The organism is Altererythrobacter sp. KTW20L (assembly GCF_023501975.1).
Classification (GTDB): domain Bacteria; phylum Pseudomonadota; class Alphaproteobacteria; order Sphingomonadales; family Sphingomonadaceae; genus Alteraurantiacibacter.
The window spans coordinates 17,751-39,884 of record NZ_JAMFLH010000008.1 but is presented as its reverse complement, the minus strand read 5'-3'; the positions used below and the strand labels follow the sequence as shown (position 1 = coordinate 39,884).

The following is a 22,134-nucleotide window of genomic DNA, read 5'->3' as shown; positions in this document are numbered from 1 at the left end:
TCAGGCAGGCTCCAACATCATTCTGGCACGCTGGCGCGCTTCGCCGTCCACCGCAAGCACTTCTGCAAGGCTGGTGGGTGCAGGCGGCAGCGCACAATCGAGGGTTCTGGCGACAATTGCCGAAATTTGCGTGAACGTGATCTGACCGGCGAGGAAAGCGGCGACGGCCACTTCGTTCGCGGCATTGAGTACGGCAGGTGCCGCCCCGCCCGCCTCTGCCGCCTCGCGCGCCAGTTTTGTGGCGGGAAAACGCTCCTCATCGGGCGCGAAGAAGCTGAGCGTGCCGATGGTGGCGAGGTCGAGCGGCTTGCACGCCGTGTCCATCCGCTGCGGCCAGGCGAGGCAGGAGGCGATGGGCACGCGCATGTCGCTCGGGCCAAGCTGCGCCAGGGTAGAGCCATCGCGGTATTCGACCATCGAATGGATCACGCTTTGCGGATGGACCACGATGCGCAACCTATCGAGACCGACGGGGAACAGGTGCCAGGCTTCGATCAGCTCCAGCCCCTTGTTGAACATGGTCGCGCTGTCGACCGTGATCTTGGCGCCCATGTCCCAGTTGGGATGCTTGAGCGCCTGTTCGCGGGTCGCCTTGCTGAGTTGCTCGTGGCTCCATTCGCGGAACGGCCCGCCGCTGGCCGTCAGCGTGATCCAGCGCACGTCCTCGATGGCATTGCCCTGGAGGCACTGGAAGATCGCATTGTGCTCGGAGTCCGTGGGCAGCAGCGTCGCCCCGTGGCGCTGCACCGCATCCATCAGGATATCGCCCGCCGAAACCAGCGCTTCCTTGTTGGCGAGCGCCAGGGTGCCGCCCTGCTCCACCGCCGCCATGACGGGAGCCAGCCCCGCGCAGCCGACAATGGCCGCCACGGTCACATCCGCGCCCGTCGCCGCCGCATCGCACAGCGCCTGCGCCCCGCCTGCAGCTGCAATGCCGGTGCCGGAGAGCGCCTCGCGCAGTTCGGGTAGGCAGCTTTCATCGCCCACCACCGCCAGCTCAGCCCCGAATTCAATCGCCAACCGCGCCAGTTCGGCGGACTGGCAATTGGCGGTCAGCGCCTTGACCCGCCACTGGTCGCGGCTCTGCCGGATCAGGTCAAGCGTGGAGGCCCCGATGGAGCCGGTTGCGCCGAGGATGGTGAGGGTGCGGGTCATATCAAACGATCTGTCAGCATCACGATCCCCACGACAAAACTGACAGCCAGCACTCCGTCAGTCCTGTCGAATACGCCGCCATGTCCGGGAATGAGGTTGGAGCTGTCTTTCACACCCGCTTTGCGTTTGAGCCAGCTTTCGAAAAAATCTCCGCATTGAGCGACTACCGCAACCACAAGGCCGACCAACAGGACTTGTACTACGTTAGTCAGATTGAACGCCCAAGGCATGTATGAACACGGGCCGTCGAACGCGAACTGCGTCTGATCTTCCGGAAGCTGAAGATAGCGCCAGCACTGATAGGCGGGCACCCCCTGGAACATCGCAACGAAAAACAGGGAGGCGCCGAAAGCTCCGCCGATCAATCCCGCCCAGGTCTTGGACGGACTTATACGAGGAGCAATTTTGGGGCCGCCAAAAGTCCGCCCGGAAAAATAGGCGAATGTATCGACCGCGATGACGCTTCCTACGAGAATGACGACCATCGAAGGTCCGCCACTTGCGAGTGCGACTGCCGCGACGGAGATGTAAAGAAGCCCTGCCAGTACACTGAGCGCACGGTTGAGCGTCTTGGCCGATGCTTTCCAAACCAGCCTGACAAACTCGCCAAGGGTCGCAATGGCGACCAAGGCAATAAAGGCTTGCAGGAAAATACCCCCAAGCCACAGCGCCCCGCCCGCCACAAGCAGCATCACCACGGCCGACAACGTCCGCACCTTCAGGTCCGAGGTCTTCACCGTCAGCGGAACAGGAACGCTTTCGTCGGTCATGCAAAAATCCTCCCCCGCACGGGGAGGGGGACCGCCCGCAGGGGGGTGGAAGGGGTTGGCGAGCAGGCGCTGAGTAACCGGCGAGCCCCCTCCACCACATCGTGGTCCCCCTCCCCATGAATGGGGAGGATGTTACCGGCCGCCATAGCGTCGCTCCCGCCTGGCGAATTCGTCCAGCGCCTCGCGCAGGTGCTTCTCCTCGAAGTCCGGCCACAGCACGTCCATGAATACCATCTCGGCATAGGCGGCCTGCCACAGCAGGAAATTGCTCAGGCGCACCTCGCCGCTGGTGCGGATCAGCAGGTCCAATGGCGGCAGGTCGGCAGTGTCGAGGTTTGCCTCGATGCTTTCCACCGTCACCTCGCCAGCAGCCGCAGCCGCCTTCGCCGCCGCGCGCGCGATCTCCTGCTGGCTGCCATAGTTCAGCGCCACGGCCAGCGTGCGTGTGCCGCCCCTGGTCCGCTCCAGCGCGTGGTCCAGCTTTGCAACGATATCTGGCTCGAACGCGGTGTGGTCGCCGATCAGCTTCAGCTTCACGCCCTGTGCCACCATGTCATCGAGGTTCGCCTCGATGAAGCGGCGCATCAGCTTCATCAGGTCGCCCACTTCCTCCTCGCCGCGCTTCCAGTTCTCCGAAGAGAAGGCGTAAAGCGTGAGGCATTCGATCCCCAGCACCTCGCAGGCCTTCACCGCGCGGCGCACGGCCTCCCCGCCCTCGCGGTGGCCCATCGCGCGCGGCAGGCGGCGTTTTGCGGCCCAGCGCCCGTTGCCATCCATGATGATGGCGACGTGGCGTGGGGTCGTAGGCGTGTTCACTTAAGCCCCCTCCTCTTCAGAGGAGGGGGTTGGGGGTGGTGGCGGGGCCGAACGACGCTGGCGCGTCGCAACCACCCCTCGATCCCCACCTTTGAAAAGGAGGGGAGGAAGGTTTCCAGCGACATCACTGGGTGAGGATTTCCTTTTCCTTCGCCGCGGCGGTGGCGTCGGTATCGGCGACGTGCTTGTCGGTCAGCTTCTGGACTTCTTCCTCCAGCCGCTTGCGCTCGTCCTCGGAGATTTCCTTCTTCTTCTCGTCTTCCTTCAGCGCTTCCATCGCATCGCGGCGGACGTTGCGGATGGCGATCTTGGCGTTCTCGGCATATTTGCCGGCCAGCTTGGCCAGTTCCTTGCGGCGATCCTGCGTCAGATCAGGCAGCGGCAGGCGCAGCGTCTGGCCGTCGATGATCGGGTTGAGGCCGAGGTTGGCGTGGGAAATGCCCTTCTCCACCGGGATCACGTTCGACCGGTCCCACACCTGCACGCTCAACATGCGCGGTTCGGGGGCGGAAACCGTGGCCACCTGGTTCAGCGGCATCATGCTGCCATAGACCTCGACCACCACCGGATCGAGCAGCGCCACATTGGCGCGGCCCGTGCGCAGGCCCGAAAGATCGCCCTTCAGGCTTTCCACGGCGCCCGCCATGCGGCGCTCCACATCGGCCTTGTCATACTTTGCCATATTCTCAGTCCTTACTTTACCAGGGTCTGCACGCCATCGCCCGCCAGCACGCGCGCCAGATTGCCCTTTTCGCGGATCGAGAAGACCACGATGGGGATCTGGTTGTCGCGGCACAGGGCCACGGCAGAGGCATCCATCACCTTCAGATTATCTGCCAGTACCTTATCGTAACTGACGGTTTCGAAACGGGTTGCACTGGCGTTCTTCTTGGGATCGCTGTCATAGACGCCATCGACGCTGGTGCCCTTGAATAGGGCATCGCACTTCATTTCGGCAGCGCGCAGCGCCGCGCCGGAATCGGTGGTAAAATAGGGGCTGCCGACGCCGGCGGCAAAGATCACCACGCGGCCCTTTTCGAGGTGGCGTTCGGCGCGGCGGCGGATCACCGGCTCGCACACGGCATCCATCTGGATCGCGCTCTGCACCCGGGTATCGACGCCAAGCTGTTCGAGCGCGTTCTGCATCGCCAGCGCGTTCATGATGGTGGCCAACATGCCCATGTAATCGGCCTGGGCCCGGTCCATCCCCTGCGCCGCGCCCGCCATGCCGCGAAAGATGTTGCCGCCACCGATGACGAGGCAGATCTGCAAGCCCGTTTCCTTGGCCGCCTTCACCTCCTTCGCCAGCTCCGCCACGAAGGCCGGATCGATGCCGAACTGCTGGTCGCCCATCAACACCTCGCCCGAAAGCTTGAGCAGGATGCGTTTGGTGTTCGGCAGCAGCATGGGAGGGTCGGGCCTTTGTTGCGAGGTTAGTTCACGGATTTCCGGGTGCGGCCCTTATAAAGAGCGCGCTAGGCCTGCCAAGGGCGTTGACTGGGTTGTGAGCAGGTGGGCGTGGCGATTACATTTTCCTACAGCCCCCCGCCCCGCCTAGCCTCACTGCGGCTCTTTCACACCGTCGATCCCCACGCGCCCGCGACGGACGCGAACTCTCCCCGGATTTCCGGCGAAGTGTCACCCTTGTTTTGCGCAAATTTCCCTTACGCGCCAGCCACATAGCAAAACGGCCAAAGTGACAGTGTCACTTTGGCCGCCTGCAATACGCTTCGCTGGAGGTGTCGCTCAGCCCTTTACGGCGGCGGCCACTTCGGCGGCGAAGTCGGTCACTTCCTTCTCGATGCCTTCGCCGAGCTGGAAGCGGACATAGTCCTTCAGCACGATGGCCGAGCCTGCGGCCTTGCCGGCCTGGGCCACGACTTCCGAGATGGGCGTCTTGTTGTCCATCACGAAGACCTGGCTGAGCAGGGCATTTTCCTTGGCGTATTTGGCCACGGCGCCATCGACCATCTTGGCCTGCACGTCGGCGGGCTTGCCGGTTTCGGCGGCCTTTTCGGCGGCGATCTTGCGTTCGCGCGCGATCACTTCGGCATCGAGGCCATCGGCATCAAGCGCCAGCGGGAAGGCGGCGGCGATGTGCATGGCGATCTTCTTGCCCAGATCCGCCAGAACGTCAGCCGAAGCTTCCGATTCCAGCGCGACCAGCACGCCGATCTTGCCGAGGTTCGGAGCAGCGGCGGTGTGCATATAGGGCACGACAGCGCCCTTCTGGACCGACACGGTCTTCATCCGGCGGACCTGCTGGTTCTCGCCAATGGTCGCCACGTTGTTGGTCAGCTTGTCCGACACGGTGCCGCCATCCGGATACGGGGCGGCCTTCAGCGCCTCGACATCGTCAGCCGACAGGGCGAGCGCAGCTTCGGTCGTCTTGCGCACGAAGTCCTGGAACTGCTCGTTCTTGGCGACGAAATCGGTTTCCGAGTTCACTTCCACGGCCACGCCGCGGGTGCCTTCAACGGCCACGCCGACCAGTCCTTCGGCAGCGGTGCGGCTGGACTTCTTCTGCACGGCGGCCAGGCCCTTGGCGCGCAGCGCGTCAACCGCGGCCTCGATGTCGCCATTGGTTTCGTCGAGCGCCTTCTTGGCGTCCATCATGCCCGCGCCGGTCATGTCGCGCAGCTTCTTCACGTCAGCGGCAGTAAAAGCAGCCATCGGTCTGTTCCTCTTGAATGAATTGGCGACGCCGGACCTTTTGAGAGGCCCGGCGCGCTAGAATGCAAATGTGACGGAGTGCTTACGCCTGTTCGGCGGCAGCTTCCTCGGCAACAGGCGCTTCTGCGGCGGCCGGAGCTTCGGCAGCGGCTTCGGGAGCCGGAGCTTCCTCAACCACGGCAGCTTCGGCCGGCGGAGCGGTCATCGAACCGACATCGGCGCCCGAATCGACCACGCCATCGGTGCGACCCTTGGTCGCCGCCTGGGCAATGGCATCGCAGTAGAGGCGCACGGCGCGGCTGGCGTCGTCGTTACCCGGAACCGGGAAGGCGATGCCCTGCGGGTTCACGTTGGTGTCGAGGATCGCCACCACGGGAATGCCGAGGACGTTGGCTTCCTTGATCGCCAGCTCTTCCTTGTTGGCGTCGATCACGAACATCACGTCCGGGATGCCGCCCATATCGCGGATGCCGCCGAGCGACAGTTCCAGCTTGTCCTTTTCACGGGTGAGCTGGAGGATTTCCTTCTTGGTCAGGCCCGAAACGCCGCTCGAAAGCTGCTCTTCCAGCGCCTTGAGACGACGGATGGAGCCCGAAATGGTCTTCCAGTTGGTGAGCATGCCGCCAAGCCAGCGGTGGTTGACGAAGTGCTGGCCACAAGCGCGCGCGGCCTGGGCGATCGGCTCCTGCGCCTGGCGCTTGGTGCCGACGAACAGCACCTTGCCACCCGCACGCACGGTCTGCGCGACAAAGTCGAGCGAGCGGGCGAACAGGGGAACGGTCTGCGACAGGTCGATGATGTGGACTCCGTTGCGCGCGCCGAAGATGTACGGCTTCATGCGCGGGTTCCAGCGGTGGGTCTGGTGGCCAAAGTGGGCGCCAGCCTCGATCAATTGCTGCATCGTGACGGTAGGAGCCGCCATAACAAAATTCCTTTCCGGTTATGCCTCTGGAAAGCGGGGAACCGGACGCAGCGAGAAGCTGGCGAACGGCACCGGCGATGTGTGCCTTCCATGCGAATTTGCCGCCCGCAGGCCCAACTGGAATAGCCGGAACCCTGGACAACGGGCGGGCCTTAGCCCCAAGCGCGGCAGAATGCCAGTTGAATTCGATCCTTCGCTCAAGACGAAGCGAACGGGGTTGACATGCAGGAACAGATAAGGAACAAGATGGAACAGACAGGGAACTGCGGAACAGCGTTCCGATTTCCCGCATTGGATCACTCGTCGGCAGGTCCGGCGCACGAGGCAAGGATTTAGACCATGATTGCCACTGTTGCCATTTCGCTGTTCCTCGGCCTCCTGGCCGCCGCTGCCTTGCTCAGCACCATTGCTTCTGTCCGCCGCGGGATCGCCGGGGCACGGTCGATCCTGCGCGAACTTGGCGAGTTGGAAGCTGGGCGTCTGCCCGCTCCGCCAGTCCGCACGATGCAGGTGCGCCACCCGACGGGCAACAGAGTCAGCCCGTTACGCCCGGTCCGCCCGCAGATTTTCGCGCCGCACTGCGCTGCCGCTTGACCCGGGCATAGCGCGCTATCCCCAGCGGCATCAGCGCCAGGTAGATCACGCAGATCAGGGCCAACGTCCACCACGGTTCTGTCAGGAGCGCGGCAAACAGCAGCCCCACCAGGGCGATGGCCCCGAGGCGGATTTCCTTGCCGGGCCGGATCGAAGCCCAGCTAAGGGTGGCAATGTTGGAAATCATCAGGAAAGCGATCAGCACCATCCAGATGCCGACCAGCCAGGGCTCGCGGAATGCACCTTCGCCGCTCGCCAGCCACAGGAACATCGGCAGGAAGGCGAGGCCTGCACCCACCGGGGCCGGAACGCCGGTGAGGAAGCCGGCAGACTTGTGCGGCTGCTCCTCGGTATCGATCTGGGCATTGAAGCGTGCAAGTCGCAGCGCGCAGCAGATGGCAAAGCCGAGAGCGGCAAACCACCCGAGGCGCGGCAGATCCTGCAACGACCACAGGAACAGCACCAGTGCCGGGGCCATGCCGAAGCTCAGCGAATCGGCCAGGCTGTCGAGTTCCGCCCCGAACCGTGATTGCGCCTTCAGCAGCCGCGCCATGCGGCCATCCAACGCATCGAGCACGCCCGCCAGCACGATGGCAAACAACGCCTGTCCCCACAGCCCCTCGATGGCAAACCGAATGCCGGTCAGGCCCGAACACAGGGCCGCGGCAGTGATTGCATTGGGAATGACCGCGCGGAGCGACAGCCCCCGCCCCTTGCGCAAGGCTGGTTCGGGCGGATCATCCTCGCTCGCCCGCGGACCAAGCCATGCCTCGCCATCACCGCCGGGCCGATCCATCGGCTCGTCCGGCGTGGAGGGCGGGACCGGAATCGTCACAGGCTCACGCCCTCGATCAGCGCCTGGCGCCCGACTTCGGCCAGCACGGTCTCGCCCGCGATCACCTTCTGACCCAGCAGCACCTTCGCGTCGGTACCGGCCGGCAGGTAAACATCTACCCGGCTGCCGAAACGGATCAGACCGATTCGCTGGCCGCCTGCCACCAAGTCACCCGGCTTGACGAACGGCACGATACGCCGCGCCACAAGACCGGCGATCTGAGTGAAGCCGATCGACTGGCCATCGGCCTTTTCGATCAGGATGTGCTGGCGCTCGTTATCCTCGCTCGCCTTGTCGAGGTCGGCATTCATGAAACGTCCGGGGATATAGACGATCCGCTTCACCGTGCCGGGCACAGGTGCGCGGTTAATATGGACATCGAACACCGACATGAAGATCGAAACACGCATGACCGGCTCGGTCCCGAGGCCTCGACCGGTCTCGTCGTCGAGCTGCAGTTCGGGCGGCGGAGGAGTCATCACGATCAGCGACACCAGCCCGTCGGCGGGCGAAACGATCAGATTGTGCCCCTGCGGCACCACCCGTTCCGGATCGCGGAAAAAGGCAAAGACGAAGGCTGACAGTGCCAGCATCGGCCAACCCAGCAGTTCCCAGTCAAGCCAGAGCAGGACCAGCAATGACAGCGTCACGCCAATCAGTCCGAACTTGCGTCCCTCGGGGTGGATCGCGGGCCAGCGCCACTGCGCATCGCCGCGACCGCGATTATCTTTCAACTCTCCGGCCATCACTTCCATCTAGGACTTAGCGCCAAGCGGCACAAGGGTAGCACGGACAATCGGTGGACTACTGCCCCGATCGGATTCTGACGCATGGGCGGGCGGTCGGTTGCGCAATCCTCCGCGCGCGACCTGTCCCAGTCAGCGCTCAACGCCGCGTCGGCGGCGATGTTCCACCTGTTCATTCTCTCAGTCGAAGGAAGGGCACCGGTGGTGGCAGGGCTTGTATCGAACTTTTCAAATACTGAATTGTACTCTCTTGATTTTTTGAAGCGACTGATTCCTTACCCCCACATTCACCCCCACATTTTTGTTAATATAACAGCTGTTCGATTAATCATATCCCACGAAAAAATGAACGAAATCGCGTTTTGAACGTGCACTCATTCGCGATTTCCTAACCCCTGTGATGCCCGCTGTCTCGTCATCTTTGCCGCTAATTCCGCAATTAGGCATTGGCGAAAGCCCCTTCGCCGTGCCGCAAACCGTAAGGTCATTCAGGGCCTCCCGCTGCCAGGCGGACTGTTGTCGTAGTGGCACTGCCACCGTTCGGCAGCTCCTGGCAGTGACCGGGCCGCTTTTGTTTCTGGCTAGCCACAAGTTAGGATAGTGCCAGGTCAGTTCGGTGTGCTTTACCGACTAATCGGCTTACGTAAGGCAATGATGATGCGCGTCGCCCTGCCGATCTTCTCTGCCTCAATTTCGTCGGTGGAGATCAACCCATAGAGCTTCGTGCGTCCGATACCGATCATACGGGGCGGCGTCATTTATCCAGACGCAAAGCAGTTCGACAAGTTCCAGCGCACTCACACCGGCTCCGCGGCATCCTCTCCGCGATAGTGCGCCAGATCGGCGACCCAGCGATTGATTGCTGCCTCAGACCAGCCTGCCCCATGAGTGCTGATCTTGACCTGCGATGGTCGAGCACGGTCTTCAAACGGATTATGCGGTCTGCATAGGAAATAGGGGTTCTCACTACGGGACTGGCGGCCCCTTGCTGGAGCATAATTAGCCGACTGGCAGGCGATGCCGCATGAGTTGCGAGGTTTTCTCAGTTGACGCGATTTGGGGAGAATGAAATACGAAGTGCGCCATTAGTGGCGGAATTCTTCGCTCTCGGGGATCCCGTATGAGCGCGAATCGAGCTTCGCTTGGGGGCTGATGCGAAAGAACTTATTTTTTCGTGGATATATGGAGATGTAACTCTAGCGTTTCGTTCGCCAGACAATAAATTTGTCCAGTAATCGCGATCATAGGACTCGCCACCCGGGCTGAGCGTTGCGTTGTGCCAAACGTTCTGTCGCCGGACAGGTTTGAGAATAGATCACCCCTAGGAGTATTACGAATGCCGCGCTCCACACTGGGCCGTTTAAGGCTCTTCGCCAAGTCGGGAAACCAGCGCTCTTCTGCTTCCGGCTAGGCTGCGCGTTGGGCGATCAGCCTGATCCTGTGAGGGAGCTTTTATGAAGAGAACTCGCATCGCCTTTTACACCATTGCAGTCCTGATCGCCTTGCAAGGCTGCCAGCAACCTGCAGATGCTCCCACGACGGAAACGACAACAGCAAATGCCGGCGATCTGACACTGCCAGTGAGTCTCAATGCGGCAATGGTCGGCATGATCGACCATTCGGCAGATTACATCTTCGCGCTTGGCAATGGTGACCTGCCGCGCAATGCCAACGATTGGCATCTCGTCAGCAATTCAGCTTACGAAATAGTGCTCGGCGGTGCCGTGATCCAGATTCCCGGCACCGGCACGTTCGACCAACAATGGGTGGAAGAATCAGAGTGGATCCGACTTTCACAAGAATTGACAGGCATCGGGGAGGATGCCGTTCGGTTGGCGGAGGCCAAATCAACTGAGGTGGAAGCCTGGAGGTCAGTCGGCGACCGGTTGATTCAGAACTGCCTGGCCTGCCATCAGCAGTTCAAACCCGAGATTCCGAGCGACGGCATCTTGCGCGGTTCGACCGAGCGCCAGTCACGCGGGATCAGTATCTTCGGCTATTGACGCCAAGCAAATCGATTGGCTGGCTAACTGGTGTTGCACAAACACGGCTCTCCTCCGGGCGAACCGATCTCCACATCTCTTTCATGCGCACAAGGTTAACGGCATCGCAAGATGCCTTCGCCAATGTTGAGCAGCACACTTGAGGTATGTTGCTGAAATGCTGACTATTTCCTACGTAAGTCGACCGTCAATCCCGTCTTTGCGCCGGACAAGGGTGCTGGATGATATTCGCGCAGTGTCGATTGCCCGCAATTCTCAACTCGGCATAACCGGCTTGCTTATTGTCACAGCGATGTATTTTGCCCAGGTGCTGGAAGGCCCTGAGGATGCCGTCGACGATGTAATGAAGAGCATTTTGGCTGATCCACGGCACCATGAGATCGTCGTGGTGCGTCGCGACATTGCGAATAGGCGGCGATTTCCCCTGTGGCGGATGGCGCGGTTCGAGCACGAGACTTTCGCAGACGCCTCACTATCCCCCTTGCTGGCAGAGCTGCACACCAAGCGGGGCGGAGCAGCACTGCGACGCTTTGACCGACTGCTGGACGATATCAGACGCTCCCGTTGCGAGCCTTCAGCGTGACTCTGGCGCGGACTTAGAAAATCCCAAGGCTGCGCACGCGTGCAACAAGGTCTGACCAGCATCGCAGTCGGCATCCACTCTCGCCCACCCAGCAAGCGATCCGATGTCGCGCTGCAATTGCTTGTCGACAACGGCAGGGCCGGCGTCGGAGGCATCTCCCTTTCGGCGACGGACTCTCTCGTGGAGAATATGACGGCTGGCCTCGAGCCACAAGCCTTTGAAAGGTATGCCAAGGTCATCCGCAAGCGATCTGATCCGCTTCCTCGTGTCAGGAAAGTCGAACACTGCGTCGACAATTACCGGCCAGCCAGCCGCGAGCGTGGTTCTCACCTCGTCCAGCAGCGCCCGATAGACGGCTTCGTGCGTTGCGGAAGTATAGGCACTTTCCGGCAGATGGGCTTCGGGTTCGACACCGGCAAGCTTCTTGCGTAGCACATCTGTCCGGAGCCAGCGAGCCCCCGGTGGAGTACCAGTCAGCGGAGCGAGTGAGGCCGCGAGGGTCGATTTGCCGCTTCCGCTAAGGCCGCCAATTGCGATCAGGCGCGCCGTCGGCCTTTCCAGCAGGGCCAACGCCGCATCGAGATAGCCGCGGGCAACTTGAATTTTCGCATCACGCGCGGTGGCAGGTTCCAGTCGGGTCGCGGCAGTGCCCTCGACATGCGCGCGCACTGCTGCACGCATCGAGAGAAACAACGGCAAAACGGCGAGCCCGTCGTTCTCGCCGCGGAGATCGCAGTAGCGGTTGAAGAGCAGCGAAGCTTCGCTGTGATGGCCCCGATGCCACATATCCATCAGCAGGAACGCCAGGTCATAGAGCAAATCGATCGTAGCCAGATGAGCATCGAACTCCAGGCAGTCGAACAGGGTTGCCCGCCCTTGCCACACACAGATGTTGCCGAGGTGCAGATCGCCATGGCAATGCCGCATGAACCCGCGGGCCGACCGTTCATTGAGCAGCCCTGCCAGCGGCTCCGCCATGGCGAGACTGTCATAAAAAAGCCGGTTGCACTTCTCCTTTGACAGCAGGCCTTCGGGCAGCGCAGCCATGCTGACGCGGTTGCCCTCGATCACGTCTTGAATCTTGCGGGTGCCATCTCCTCGCGCAACTTCGGCTGAGCCATGAAAGTCCGCGATGGCGCGAGCCAGTTGCCGGGTGAGGGCGCTATCCAGAGGACCTGACCGCACCATCGTTTCCAGCAAGCATTCTGGCGGGAAACGCTTCATCACCACAAGCCAGTCGACCGGCCTTCCCTTGCCAAACGCGTATCTTCCCTCGCTCACCCGACCGATCGAGCGCACCTCGAGATAGAGATCAGGCGCGGTGCGCCTGTTGAGCGTCAGTTCGCTTTCGCAAACCTTCCTGCGCTTTGCGACCGTCGAAAAGTCCAAATAGGGCAAACGGATCGCACGCTTGAGTTTGTAGGCTCGATCTCCAGCGAGGAATATAATCGCTGCATGGGTGTCGATCCGCTCGATTGGTTCGTCACATCCATAGGATGCCGGATCGGACAGGAATTCGATCACTTCGTGCTGGTCGCCCGGTCCTGGCATTTCTCCCCCGGCTACCTTTCCGTCTCGCGACACTGACAGACCGACGCCTGCGCGCATTCGATAACCATCCGCCCTCACCTCTCCCATTGGGAACATTGCGGATACCGAGGACGAGCGGCCTGGGCTGAACTCTTGCACATCGAGCACGATGTCCGAAGCATGTTCCGTCCGGGCCTGTCAGCCTGACGCGCAGCAGCGCGAGGGGTGCTTCTGCAAACAGAGAGGTGAAAAACCAATGACTGTTTCGGCGTTCTCCTTCCGTGATTCGGCTACGACCCCTGCTGTCATTGCATGCCTCGATGGCACGGCCCGCTCGCGGGAAGTTGCCGAGGCCGCAGCGGGATATGCCCAGTGGTTCGGGCGACCGCTGGTATTCTATCACGCCATCGAATTCGACCGGTCCAGAGCTACGCCGCCGGATCCGCTCGAGTGGCACTTCAAGCGGAATGCAATGAGGGAAAATCTCGAGAGCCTGCAGGCGTGCCTGCCCAACCCCGCGATGCAGCCGGAAATACAAATCGAGGGGGGCAGCTGGCAAGCTGCCCTCTTCGAGCGCAACCTTGCCAGGCCCGCCCCGATGATCGTGGTCGGAGCCTCCCGGCAACAAGACAGCGGTGTCCTCACCCGCAGTCTGCTGGAACTCGGCGCGCAACACATCCTGGTGGTGCCGCGTGGTTACCGTACACTAGGCACCCCTCGCCTCCGCATCGCTATACCAGTCGATGGTTCCGACTTCGCTGAAGCAGCCTTGGCCCAAGCGATTGACATCGCGCGCACCGTGCCAGCGGAGTTGCTTCTCGTGCATGTCATGTCTTCGAGAGGCGTCGAGAAGTTCGGCCTGCCGGGCAGTAGCGATCTCGCACTTCAGAAGCAGGTCGAGGAGCACAACGAAAAGGCCGCCTGCACCTTTCTCGAGGCGACCCTTCGCCGACTGCAGAATCTCGGACTAGCCGCTCGCAGTCAATGTCTGAAAGGAGACCCGCGCACCCGCTTGGAAGAATTCATCGCGCAAGAAACGCCGGACATGGTTATCATGTCGACCCGCGGCCAAGGTTTCAATTCCTGCGCGCAACTTCCGCTGGGCAGCACGGCGAGCTATCTGCTCGACCGGTTGTCTGCTCCCACGATCTTGGTGGGTTCCGGTAAGGACGCGGTGAGGCCTGCAGTCGAGCCCTCGATTGCGCACTATCGCTTGCTGGATAATGCCCGCGGGCCACTTAACAGCTCGCCCGCGACCGCTTGATGCCCGAACCATTTTACGACCCTGTTGCGGTCCACGGTTGGGAAACCGGAAAGTCGCTCAGTTTCGGGGGGCGGAGGGAGCGTCCCCAGCCGGTGCCTGCGTGGCGGGCGATTGACCGAATAGCCCCGTGGCTGGCTCAGGCGATGGCGGCGGCGGCGAAATCGGAACCGGCTTCGTCCTCTGCTGCGGAATGGTTGCTCGACAACGGCTATCAGGTTCAGCGCGCCATGATGTTGCTGCGCGAGGACATGCCGAGCGGCTTCTATTTGCGGCTTCGCCCACTGAGTGTTGGTCCGGCCGCAGGTGAGCCGCGGATCTTGCTGCTGGCGCATGACCTTCTTGCCGCCAGCCACTTCCAGCTCTCGCGCGAGAATGTCCTGGCATATCTGGAAGGCTATCAATCGCACCACGCGCTCGACATCGCGGAGTTGTGGGCCCTTCCCGCGATGCTCAGAATCGCCTGCATCGAACGCCTTGTAGCGGGAGTTGCCGAGGCATTCCGCACGGTTCGCGCCCCCTTTGCCATAAGCCGGAGTTGCGCGCTGAACATGCAATCGGGCGGCGGTGCCGATTGCGTCGCTCGAGCCATCGCGAACCTTGCCGTAGTCTCCAGCCTCAGATGGAAGGAGATTTTCGATGCCACCAGTCACGTTGACAAAATCCTGGCTCGTGACCCGGCAGATACCTATCCACAGATGGACTTCGACACGCGAGACGCCTGCCGCCAGTCAGTCGAGCGATTGGCCGAGCTGGGAAGCAAGGACGAACTCGCTGTTGCGGAACAAGCAATTTCCCTCAGTGCGCAGCACACCGCGCAGCCCCGCAATCATGTCGGTCACTGGCTGATCGGAAGCGGGATTGTCGACCTTGAGAGGTCTATGGGTATTGTCCAACCATGGACCCGGCGCGCAGGCCGCCGGCTGCTGCAGCGACCTGGTAGCACCTATGCCGCTGCCCTATTCCTGTGCGGCATCGTGGGGCTGTTGCTGCCGGCTGCCTATCTTTCATACCAGCGCGCGGACCTGACTGGATGGATTTTTGGACTGGCGCTTTCCGCCCTTCCGGTCACGGTGCTCGCCATTACCATCGTGAACTGGCTGGTGACTTTGACCGTCGGTCCACGGCAATTGCCCAAGCTCGATTTTTCAGAAGCAATAGATCCGGAGTGGCCGACAATTGTCGCTGTACCAGTCATCATCGGAAACGTCGCCGAAGCGCGGGACGTCCTGTCTCGCCTCGAAGCACATCGCCTCGCCAATCCCGGCGCTAGGGGCTATGTCCTGTTGAGCGATCCTGCAGATGCCCAGGATGAACTAGCCCCGGCTGACCAGGAGATTGAGCGAACGCTGCGACGAGGCATACAGCGCCTCAATCGCAAGCTCGGAGGGGGCTTCTGCCTGCTACATCGGACCAGGCGCCACAACCCGACTCAGGGATGCTGGATGGCCTGGGAGCGCAAGCGCGGCAAGATCGATGAATTCAACACTTTCCTGCTAACCGGCAACCGCGACAGCTTCCCCGTCTTTGTCGGCGAAGTGGACAAGCTGGTTGGCGCAAGGTTCGTCGTGACAGCCGATGCCGATACGCGCTTGCCTCCGGGCAGCGTCGCGCGGCTGGCTAGCACCTTGGCCCATCCTCTCAACCGGCCCGTCTTCAATGAGAGCGGACGGGTAGTTTCCGGCTACACCGTGTTGCAGCCGCGAGTTGAGATAGCGCCCCACGGACGCGACACGCTGTTCGCCCGCTTGTTTGGCGGCGATACGGCGATCGACATCTATTCGCGTGCGGTAAGCGATGTCTTTCAGGACCTGACCGGCACAGGAAACTATGTCGGCAAGGGAATTTACGACGTAGCAGCTTTCGCCCGGTCGCTTGAGGGACGAATTCCGGAGAACCAGCTCCTGAGTCACGATCTGTGGGAAGGCCTGCATGGCCGGGCCGGTCTGGCGAGCGACATCATTGTCTATGAAAGCTATCCGGACAACTATGCCGCTTACGTGCGCCGCTGGCACCGCTGGATAAGGGGAGACTGGCAGCTTCTGCCCTGGTTGCTGGGTCGCGTGCCAGGTCCTGGAGGAACGCGCCTTCCTAACCGACTCACACTATTCGACCGGTTGCGCATCTGGGACAACATGCGACGGAGCCTGGTACCGGCCAGCGTGGTCCTGCTTCTGCTAGGCGGATGGTTTATCCTGCCCGGCTCGCCGCTGTTCTGGACAGCGCTTGCTCTCCTGGTTCCCAGCGCATGGCTGTTCACCGACCTTGTCACTGGCCTAGCTCGCGGTCGCCGCAGAGGCGTTATCGCCGGGACGATGCGCCAAGCCGGAGAACATCTTCAGCGTTGGCTTCTGCAGGTGGTATTCCTTCTGTCAGATATGGCGATCGCGATCCATGCGATCGGGATCACACTTTTCAGGCTGCGCCGTGGGACCATGTTGCTGGAGTGGACCAGTGCGGCCCATGTCAGCGGCCTGTTGGCGCGCAATTCAGTTTTGGGCTCTCAATGGGGTGCGACCTGGACATCGCCGATCCTGGCGCTGACGATGGTGCCGTTTCTCGTACTTGATCATCACGCACTTGCCGCCGCAGCTGCGTTGCTGGCCATGTGGTTTGCCGCGCCGGGGTTCGCCGCATGGACAGCTCAGCCGCGCAATCCGAAGCTCGAGCCGCTCTCTGCAGATGACCGTCAATACCTGCGCGTTCTCGCACGGCGCAGCTGGCTCTATTTCGAGTGCTTTGCCGGCCCCGAGGACCATTGGCTTCCGCCAGACAACCATCAGGAAGCACCAATCCGCGCCACGGCCCATCGAACTTCGCCCACCAATATCGGAATGCTGGCGCTGTCGGCACTATCTGCCTGGCGTCTTGGCCATCTCGGCACACCCGAATTCGTCGTGCGGATGCAGGCGATGCTCGACACTCTCGACAAACTGGAGCGGTGGAACGGCCATATCCTCAACTGGTATGACACGCGCACCCTTGCTCCGCTCGAGCCGCGCTACGTGTCCACAGTCGACAGCGGTAATCTGGCAGTGAGCCTGATTGTCCTTGCCAACGGATGCCGAGACATCATCGCAACTGCGCACTTTCGCAGCGAACGGTGGGAGGGGCTCAAGGATTGCCTTCATCTTCTTGGCGAAGCCCTGGAGCAAAGCGATCTGGGAGCTGACCTTCGCGAGCGGATCAAGCAACTCCAGGGTCGCGTTGCAACCAATCCCGATGATCGAAGCGCCTGGCAGGTTATGATCCGCGACGCCACAGACCAGCTTACGCTGCTTCGGGGGGAACTAGCTGATGCGCTCGAAATGCGGGAAGCCGTCGATCTGGCCAGTCTGGAAGACCTGCGCGACTGGCTCGAGCGAAGCGAACATCATCTGCAGGAGTGCAGTAACGAACTGCAGGAAAGAACCGCTGCCGGGCAGCCCGGATCGATCAAGGAACTGATCCGGATTGCCGGACGTGCACGGAGAATGGCTGAAGGAATGGATTTTCGGGGGCTCTATGACAGCCACCGCAAGCTATTCCACATCGGCTATGATGTCTCCTCGCAGCGCATCGATCAGCACTACTATGACCTCCTGGCGAGCGAGGCCCGACTGGCGAGCTACTTTGCCATAGCCAAGCGCGACGTCGCGCCCGATCACTGGTTCCAGCTTGGCCGCCCGATCGTGAAGCGCAAGCGGCAGTTGGCACTCGTGTCGTGGAACGGCTCGATGTTTGAATACCTGATGCCGTCGCTGTTCCTGCGCAGCGACCCCTCCACCCTCCTGGGTGAGACTGAGACCGCCGCCGTCGCGCTGCAAAAGAGCTATGCGGACCGACAGGGAGTGCCCTGGGGCATCTCCGAATCCGGCTTTGCCTCACACGGCACTGACGGCATTTGGCGTTACCGGGCTTTCGGAGTTCCCGAACTGGGCTTGCGCCGGGGGCTGGCGGACGATCTGGTGATCACACCCTATGCCACCGCGCTTGCTTTGGCAGCAGCACCTCGCGAGGCAGTGGCAAACATGCGGCGATTGGCCGCGCGCGGTGCCATGGGCCGGTTGGGATTCCATGAGGCTCTGGACTTCACACCCGAGAGAGCAACGGATGATGGCAATCCCGCGCTCGTGCGATCCTATATGGCGCACCATCACGGAATGAGTATTGCCGCTATCGCAAATGTACTGTGCGAGGATGTCCTGGTTCGCTGGTTCCACGCCGACGAACGCATGGAATCTGTCGATCTCCTGCTCAACGAGCGCATTCCTTGGGAATTGCCGCCCGAACTCAAGCGCGTGGACCACATCCGCACCGATAGTGCCGAAGCGCCTGCACTCCCCCGGCCTCAATCGTGGGAAGCAAGTCCGGGACTGCGTCCGATGACATTCCTGCTGGGCAATGGGCGGATGTCGCTCCGCATCGGGTCAGACGGATGCGGCGACCTGTTATGGAATGGCAATGCCCTTACCTGTCCCACCGGTATCAACCGGGACAAGGGCCAGTTCATCTACCTGCGAGACCGCGCGAGCGGCTGCACTTGGTCTCCGACATCCGCGCCGATCGACGGGGCCGACGACCGGCACTTGGTCGTCCATCCGCACAAGCTCGAATTCCGCTGTCGTGCAGGTACCGTATCGACCTCTCTCGAAGTCTTCATATCTGCCGCCCAGGATGTGGAGGTCAGGCGGATCAGACTGGTCAATGATTCCCCCGATCACACGCTTGTGGAGTTCGCCAGCCATGCCGACTGTGCGCTGGCCGAAGCAGGCGAGTGGTCGCGCCATCCAGCCTTCGCACGACTGTTTGTCGCCAGCCGAAGCTATCCCGAAATCGATGTGCTGGCGTTCACCCGGCGGGGCCGGAATCCGGATACGCCGGGGCTTGCCATGGCCCAGCGCTTTGTTGGCACAACCGGACTGGCTCGCCTGAAAGATGTGGAAGTATCCCGCGTGCGATCGCGCGGACGCTTGGGCACCCGCACGCGATTTCCGCATTTTGACCAGACGTGCAAGCAGCCGGAGCAGTATCCGCTCGATCCCGTGTCGGCTTTCGGGGGGGAGCTCGCACTGCCTCCGCATGGTGAAGCAGAATTCGCCATCGTGACGGTCGTTGCTCCCCGAGAAAGCGAAGCCTTGGAGCTAGCCGGCAGGTATACCTCGCTTGCGGCACTGGATTGGGCAGAGCAGGATGCAGCCGAAGCGGCCAGGAACAACCTTCGCGCAATCGATCTTCCGGCGGCCCGGCTGCGCGAGGCCGAACTGCTGCTGTCGGCTCTCATCCGTCCTTCGGGACCGGCCACGCCTCTTTCCGCGCCGCCAGGTGACAAAGTGGTCCGGGAAGACCTGTGGGCGCTTGGCATATCTGGAGACCTGCCCATCCTGCTCGTCGAGCTGGATGAGCAGTTTGACTCGGCAGAACTCCGCTTCGTACTCGCCGCGCACCGATCGTGGCGCTGGCGCGGCTCTCAAATCGACCTGGTGCTCCTCCATCCGGGACTGCCCGGTTATGTCGAACCCTTGCGCGAACGGGTTCTCGATCTCCTGAGGGACAGCAACGCCGACGAGCATCTCGGCGAGCGCGGCGGAATAATGCTGGTAGGACGCGAGCAAAACGACGCACGAGCCATTCGTGCGCTGCGTTGCGCGGCCACGGCCATGATCGTGGATGGCCGCGGATCGATCGAAGAGCAGTTGCGCGAAGCCGAAACGGAACGGATGCCGGTACCCCTCTTCGTTGCGACTGCTCCTCTGAGCACATCTCCAGAGGCGAGTCAGGCGGATAGTCCAGCGGAACACTTGACCCTGCACAATGGCCTCGGCGGGTTCACTCCGGATGGCCGATATTGCATCGATATTCCCGCAAAGGCATGCACACCTGCCCCATGGGCGAATGTGTTGGCAAACCATACATTCGGCAGCATCGTAACCGAAGCAGGGCTCGGCTTCTCATTTGCCGAAAACAGCGGGGAGAACCGTCTCACCCCGTGGCACAACGACGCAGTTTCCGATCCGCCTGCCGAAGCCCTTTACCTGCGGGACGAGGAAACGGGAGAGGTCTGGTCGGTAACCTCCCTGCCCGCTGGCGACGACACTGCGCGGCGAGTCGTACACGGCTTCGGCGAGACCGAATGGTCGTGCCAGTCGAAGGGGCTCGAGCAGCAAATGCAATGCTTCGTGGCCAACGGCGACCCGATCAAGGTGGTTACCCTGCGCTTGCGCAACCGCTCGCAAAGCACCCGGCGCCTAACCGCGACCTTCTACGCCGATTGGCTGCTGGGCACGACTCCCGGAGAACCAGCACCTTTTCGTTCAAGCTTCTACCGGCCGGACCTGGCTGCAATACTTGGGCGGAATCCATGGCAGCGGGAATACCGCCACAAGCTTGCCTTCCTGGCCAGCACAGGGGCTGTGCACAGCTTCACGAGCTCACGCGCCGACTTCCTCGGCCACGCACCTGACTGGCTCAGACCTCCCGGTCTCGATGCCTGGGGACTTGGCGAGCGCATGGAGAACCATGGAGCCGACGCGACAGCCGCCTTGCAAGTTCATCTCGATATAGCGCCGGAAGAAACAAGCGAGATCGCCTTCCTAATCGGTGAGGTCGAAAGCGAAGAGGGACTCCCGACGATTTTGAGGCATTGGCGCGCCCCCGGCACAACGGAGACCGAACGACACAAGCTTGCCATGGAATGGAAGCGGCGGTGCGGCGCAATCGAAGTAAAGACCCCTGATCCCGCGTTCGACGTGATGGTCAACCGCTGGCTTGTCTACCAGACGATGTCATCACGGCTGTTCGCACGCGCCGGCTACTATCAGGCTTCGGGTGCCTACGGCTTTCGCGACCAATTGCAGGATGTCCTCGCGCTACTGCTGTCCAGCCCCGATCTGGCGCGGGAACACATCCTGCGGGCGGCGGCGCACCAGTTCGAGGAGGGCGACGTCCTCCACTGGTGGCATCCACCGTCGAGCAAGGGCGTCCGAACACGTTGCTCCGACGATCTTGCCTGGCTCCCCTTTGCAGTAGCCCGCTATGTCGCGGCGACGGGGGATACCGGAGTCCTGGATGAACGAGTGCCGTTTCTCCACGCACCGGAGCTCGCAGCAAGCGAGCATGACCGCTTCAGCGAGTTCCCGCGCGGAACGGATGCCAGCCTGTTCGAACATTGCCTGCGCGCATTCGACCGATCGTTCCGTCTTGGTCAGCGGGGACTTCCCTTGATCGGCGATGGCGACTGGAACGACGGGATGAACCGCGTCGGCTCTGGCGGCCTCGGGGAAAGCGTGTGGCTCGCCTGGTTCCTGGCCGTTACTATCCGCGACTTTGCCGACATGTGCGAAGCGACCGGACAGCATGACTTTGCGCTACGCTGGTTACCACGTCGCGAACAGCTGCTTGCCTCTGTCGAACGGCACGGCTGGGACGGTGAATGGTATGTCCGGGCGTTCGACGATCAAGGCCGACCCTGGGGATCGAGCAGCAATGACGAATGCCGCATCGACGCCCTCGTACAATCCTGGGCCGTGATCGCGGGAGCCGACAAGGCGCGTTCGGCACAGGCCATCGACAACGCCTTCAAGCACCTTGTATTGCCGGACGATAAGATCGCTCGTCTACTGGACCCGCCGTTCGACGAGACTGCGCGCGATCCGGGCTACATCAAGGCATATCCGCCCGGCATTCGTGAGAATGGCGGGCAATACAGCCATGGATCGGCCTGGCTTGGCATTGCCTGTGCCATGCAGGGCGATGGTGCCCGCGCCAAGGCGGTGTTCGACCGGCTAAATCCGGTACGCCATGCCGCGACGCAGAAGGACGTAGAAACCTATCGCACCGAGCCATATGCGCTGGCGGCCGACATTGCGGCAGGGGATCATCTCGGACGTGGCGGCTGGAGCTGGTATACCGGAGCGGCCGGCTGGACCTGGCGGCTGGCAACTGAACATATACTGGGCATCCGGCTCGAGGGAGACAGGGTCGCCATTGCCCCATGCCTGCCACCAGATTGGCCGGGCTTCTCGGCCACGCTGAGACGTGACGGGGCAATCGAGATCGAGGTCAACCGCGGCAACGCGGCCCAATGTCTGGTCGACGGCAAACCATCCATAGCATCTTCCATTACCTTTCCGGGAGCCGGTAAGGTAACGAGAGTCGAATTGACAATCGCAGGCCAGCCACGTGGCGGAGCAGTCACCACGCCTGAGATCGAGATAGAGGCTTCCGATGTGTGAATTACGGAGCGATCAGTCTCATGCGTCGCTTCA

15 protein-coding genes are annotated in these 22,134 nt (G+C 61.9%); 5 read left to right on the top strand and 10 right to left on the bottom strand.

Features of this window, described 5'->3' with window-relative positions; genetic code table 11:
- From dxr to rpsB, 7 genes are all read right to left on the bottom strand, one after another.
- The gene (dxr, locus tag M3P36_RS09385; RefSeq protein WP_249702996.1) at positions 1–1,155 is read right to left on the bottom strand and encodes a 1-deoxy-D-xylulose-5-phosphate reductoisomerase; all 1,155 of its coding nucleotides are present in this window, start codon (positions 1,153–1,155) and stop codon (positions 1–3) included.
- Positions 1,152–1,925 (bottom strand): phosphatidate cytidylyltransferase, encoded by a 774-nt coding sequence (locus tag M3P36_RS09380; protein WP_249702995.1) that lies wholly within the window; start codon positions 1,923–1,925, stop codon positions 1,152–1,154. Before M3P36_RS09380 ends, dxr begins: the two co-directional genes overlap by 4 nt.
- A 132-nt stretch (positions 1,926–2,057) precedes the next feature.
- Positions 2,058–2,741 (bottom strand): polyprenyl diphosphate synthase, encoded by a 684-nt coding sequence (gene uppS, locus M3P36_RS09375; RefSeq protein WP_349630562.1) that lies wholly within the window; start codon positions 2,739–2,741, stop codon positions 2,058–2,060.
- Between the two features lie 124 nt (positions 2,742–2,865).
- Positions 2,866–3,423 carry a ribosome recycling factor gene (gene frr, locus M3P36_RS09370; protein ID WP_249702994.1) on the bottom strand — a complete coding sequence of 186 codons (558 nt, stop codon included), beginning with the start codon at positions 3,421–3,423 and terminating at the stop codon, positions 2,866–2,868.
- Positions 3,424–3,434: 11 nt separating this feature from the next.
- Complete coding sequence (gene pyrH / locus M3P36_RS09365) at positions 3,435–4,148, bottom strand: UMP kinase (protein ID WP_249702993.1); 714 nt, start codon at positions 4,146–4,148, stop codon at positions 3,435–3,437.
- A 339-nt stretch (positions 4,149–4,487) separates the two neighbouring features.
- Entirely contained in the window at positions 4,488–5,414 is a 927-nt protein-coding gene (gene tsf / locus M3P36_RS09360; protein ID WP_249702992.1) for a translation elongation factor Ts, read from the bottom strand.
- Positions 5,415–5,496: 82 nt separating this feature from the next.
- Positions 5,497–6,336, bottom strand: a complete 840-nt coding sequence (gene rpsB / locus M3P36_RS09355) for a 30S ribosomal protein S2 (RefSeq protein ID WP_249702991.1) — start codon at positions 6,334–6,336, stop codon at positions 5,497–5,499.
- Positions 6,337–6,675: 339 nt separating this feature from the next.
- On the opposite strand from rpsB, the gene M3P36_RS09350 reads away from it, so the two are divergent.
- Positions 6,676–6,930 (top strand): hypothetical protein, encoded by a 255-nt coding sequence (locus M3P36_RS09350; protein ID WP_249702990.1) that lies wholly within the window; start codon positions 6,676–6,678, stop codon positions 6,928–6,930.
- Here the strand turns inward: M3P36_RS09350 and M3P36_RS09345 are convergent.
- On the bottom strand, positions 6,872–7,726 hold the full coding sequence (locus M3P36_RS09345) for a CDP-alcohol phosphatidyltransferase family protein (RefSeq protein ID WP_249703124.1): 855 nt from the start codon (positions 7,724–7,726) through the stop codon (positions 6,872–6,874). The genes M3P36_RS09350 and M3P36_RS09345 overlap by 59 nt on opposite strands.
- Positions 7,727–7,761: 35 nt before the next feature.
- Positions 7,762–8,511 (bottom strand): phosphatidylserine decarboxylase, encoded by a 750-nt coding sequence (locus M3P36_RS09340; protein ID WP_249703123.1) that lies wholly within the window; start codon positions 8,509–8,511, stop codon positions 7,762–7,764.
- Positions 8,512–9,965: 1,454 nt separating this feature from the next.
- Between M3P36_RS09340 and M3P36_RS09330 the strand changes: the two genes are divergently transcribed.
- Both M3P36_RS09330 and M3P36_RS09325 read left to right on the top strand, forming a co-directional pair.
- Positions 9,966–10,514 carry a hypothetical protein gene (locus M3P36_RS09330; RefSeq protein WP_249702989.1) on the top strand — a complete coding sequence of 183 codons (549 nt, stop codon included), beginning with the start codon at positions 9,966–9,968 and terminating at the stop codon, positions 10,512–10,514.
- Positions 10,515–10,671: 157 nt separating this feature from the next.
- On the top strand, positions 10,672–11,097 hold the full coding sequence (locus M3P36_RS09325) for a BLUF domain-containing protein (protein ID WP_249702988.1): 426 nt from the start codon (positions 10,672–10,674) through the stop codon (positions 11,095–11,097).
- Here M3P36_RS09325 and M3P36_RS09320 read toward each other — a convergent pair.
- Positions 11,089–12,621 (bottom strand): bifunctional aminoglycoside phosphotransferase/ATP-binding protein, encoded by a 1,533-nt coding sequence (locus tag M3P36_RS09320; protein WP_249702987.1) that lies wholly within the window; start codon positions 12,619–12,621, stop codon positions 11,089–11,091. The two genes, M3P36_RS09325 and M3P36_RS09320, sit on opposite strands and share 9 nt — an antisense overlap.
- A 262-nt stretch (positions 12,622–12,883) precedes the next feature.
- Between M3P36_RS09320 and M3P36_RS09315 the strand changes: the two genes are divergently transcribed.
- Both M3P36_RS09315 and M3P36_RS09310 read left to right on the top strand, forming a co-directional pair.
- A complete protein-coding gene (locus M3P36_RS09315) occupies positions 12,884–13,891 on the top strand; it encodes a universal stress protein (protein WP_249702986.1) in 1,008 nt (335 codons plus the stop codon).
- A complete protein-coding gene (locus M3P36_RS09310) occupies positions 13,891–22,101 on the top strand; it encodes a GH36-type glycosyl hydrolase domain-containing protein (RefSeq protein ID WP_249703122.1) in 8,211 nt (2,736 codons plus the stop codon). Before M3P36_RS09315 ends, M3P36_RS09310 begins: the two co-directional genes overlap by 1 nt.
- The last annotated feature ends 33 nt before the right edge of the window (positions 22,102–22,134 follow it).

Coding starts and splice junctions, on each gene's coding strand:
- tsf (WP_249702992.1), bottom strand. CDS start 5,414: ATGGCTGCTTTTACTGCCGCTGACGTGAAGAAGCTGCGCGACATGACC.
- M3P36_RS09380 (WP_249702995.1), bottom strand. CDS start 1,925: ATGACCGACGAAAGCGTTCCTGTTCCGCTGACGGTGAAGACCTCGGAC.
- M3P36_RS09330 (WP_249702989.1), top strand. CDS start 9,966: ATGAAGAGAACTCGCATCGCCTTTTACACCATTGCAGTCCTGATCGCC.
- M3P36_RS09310 (WP_249703122.1), top strand. CDS start 13,891: ATGCCCGAACCATTTTACGACCCTGTTGCGGTCCACGGTTGGGAAACC.
- M3P36_RS09350 (WP_249702990.1), top strand. CDS start 6,676: ATGATTGCCACTGTTGCCATTTCGCTGTTCCTCGGCCTCCTGGCCGCC.
- dxr (WP_249702996.1), bottom strand. CDS start 1,155: ATGACCCGCACCCTCACCATCCTCGGCGCAACCGGCTCCATCGGGGCC.
- pyrH (WP_249702993.1), bottom strand. CDS start 4,148: ATGCTGCTGCCGAACACCAAACGCATCCTGCTCAAGCTTTCGGGCGAG.
- M3P36_RS09345 (WP_249703124.1), bottom strand. CDS start 7,726: ATGGATCGGCCCGGCGGTGATGGCGAGGCATGGCTTGGTCCGCGGGCG.
- frr (WP_249702994.1), bottom strand. CDS start 3,423: ATGGCAAAGTATGACAAGGCCGATGTGGAGCGCCGCATGGCGGGCGCC.
- M3P36_RS09325 (WP_249702988.1), top strand. CDS start 10,672: ATGCTGACTATTTCCTACGTAAGTCGACCGTCAATCCCGTCTTTGCGC.
- M3P36_RS09315 (WP_249702986.1), top strand. CDS start 12,884: ATGACTGTTTCGGCGTTCTCCTTCCGTGATTCGGCTACGACCCCTGCT.
- M3P36_RS09340 (WP_249703123.1), bottom strand. CDS start 8,511: ATGGCCGGAGAGTTGAAAGATAATCGCGGTCGCGGCGATGCGCAGTGG.
- rpsB (WP_249702991.1), bottom strand. CDS start 6,336: ATGGCGGCTCCTACCGTCACGATGCAGCAATTGATCGAGGCTGGCGCC.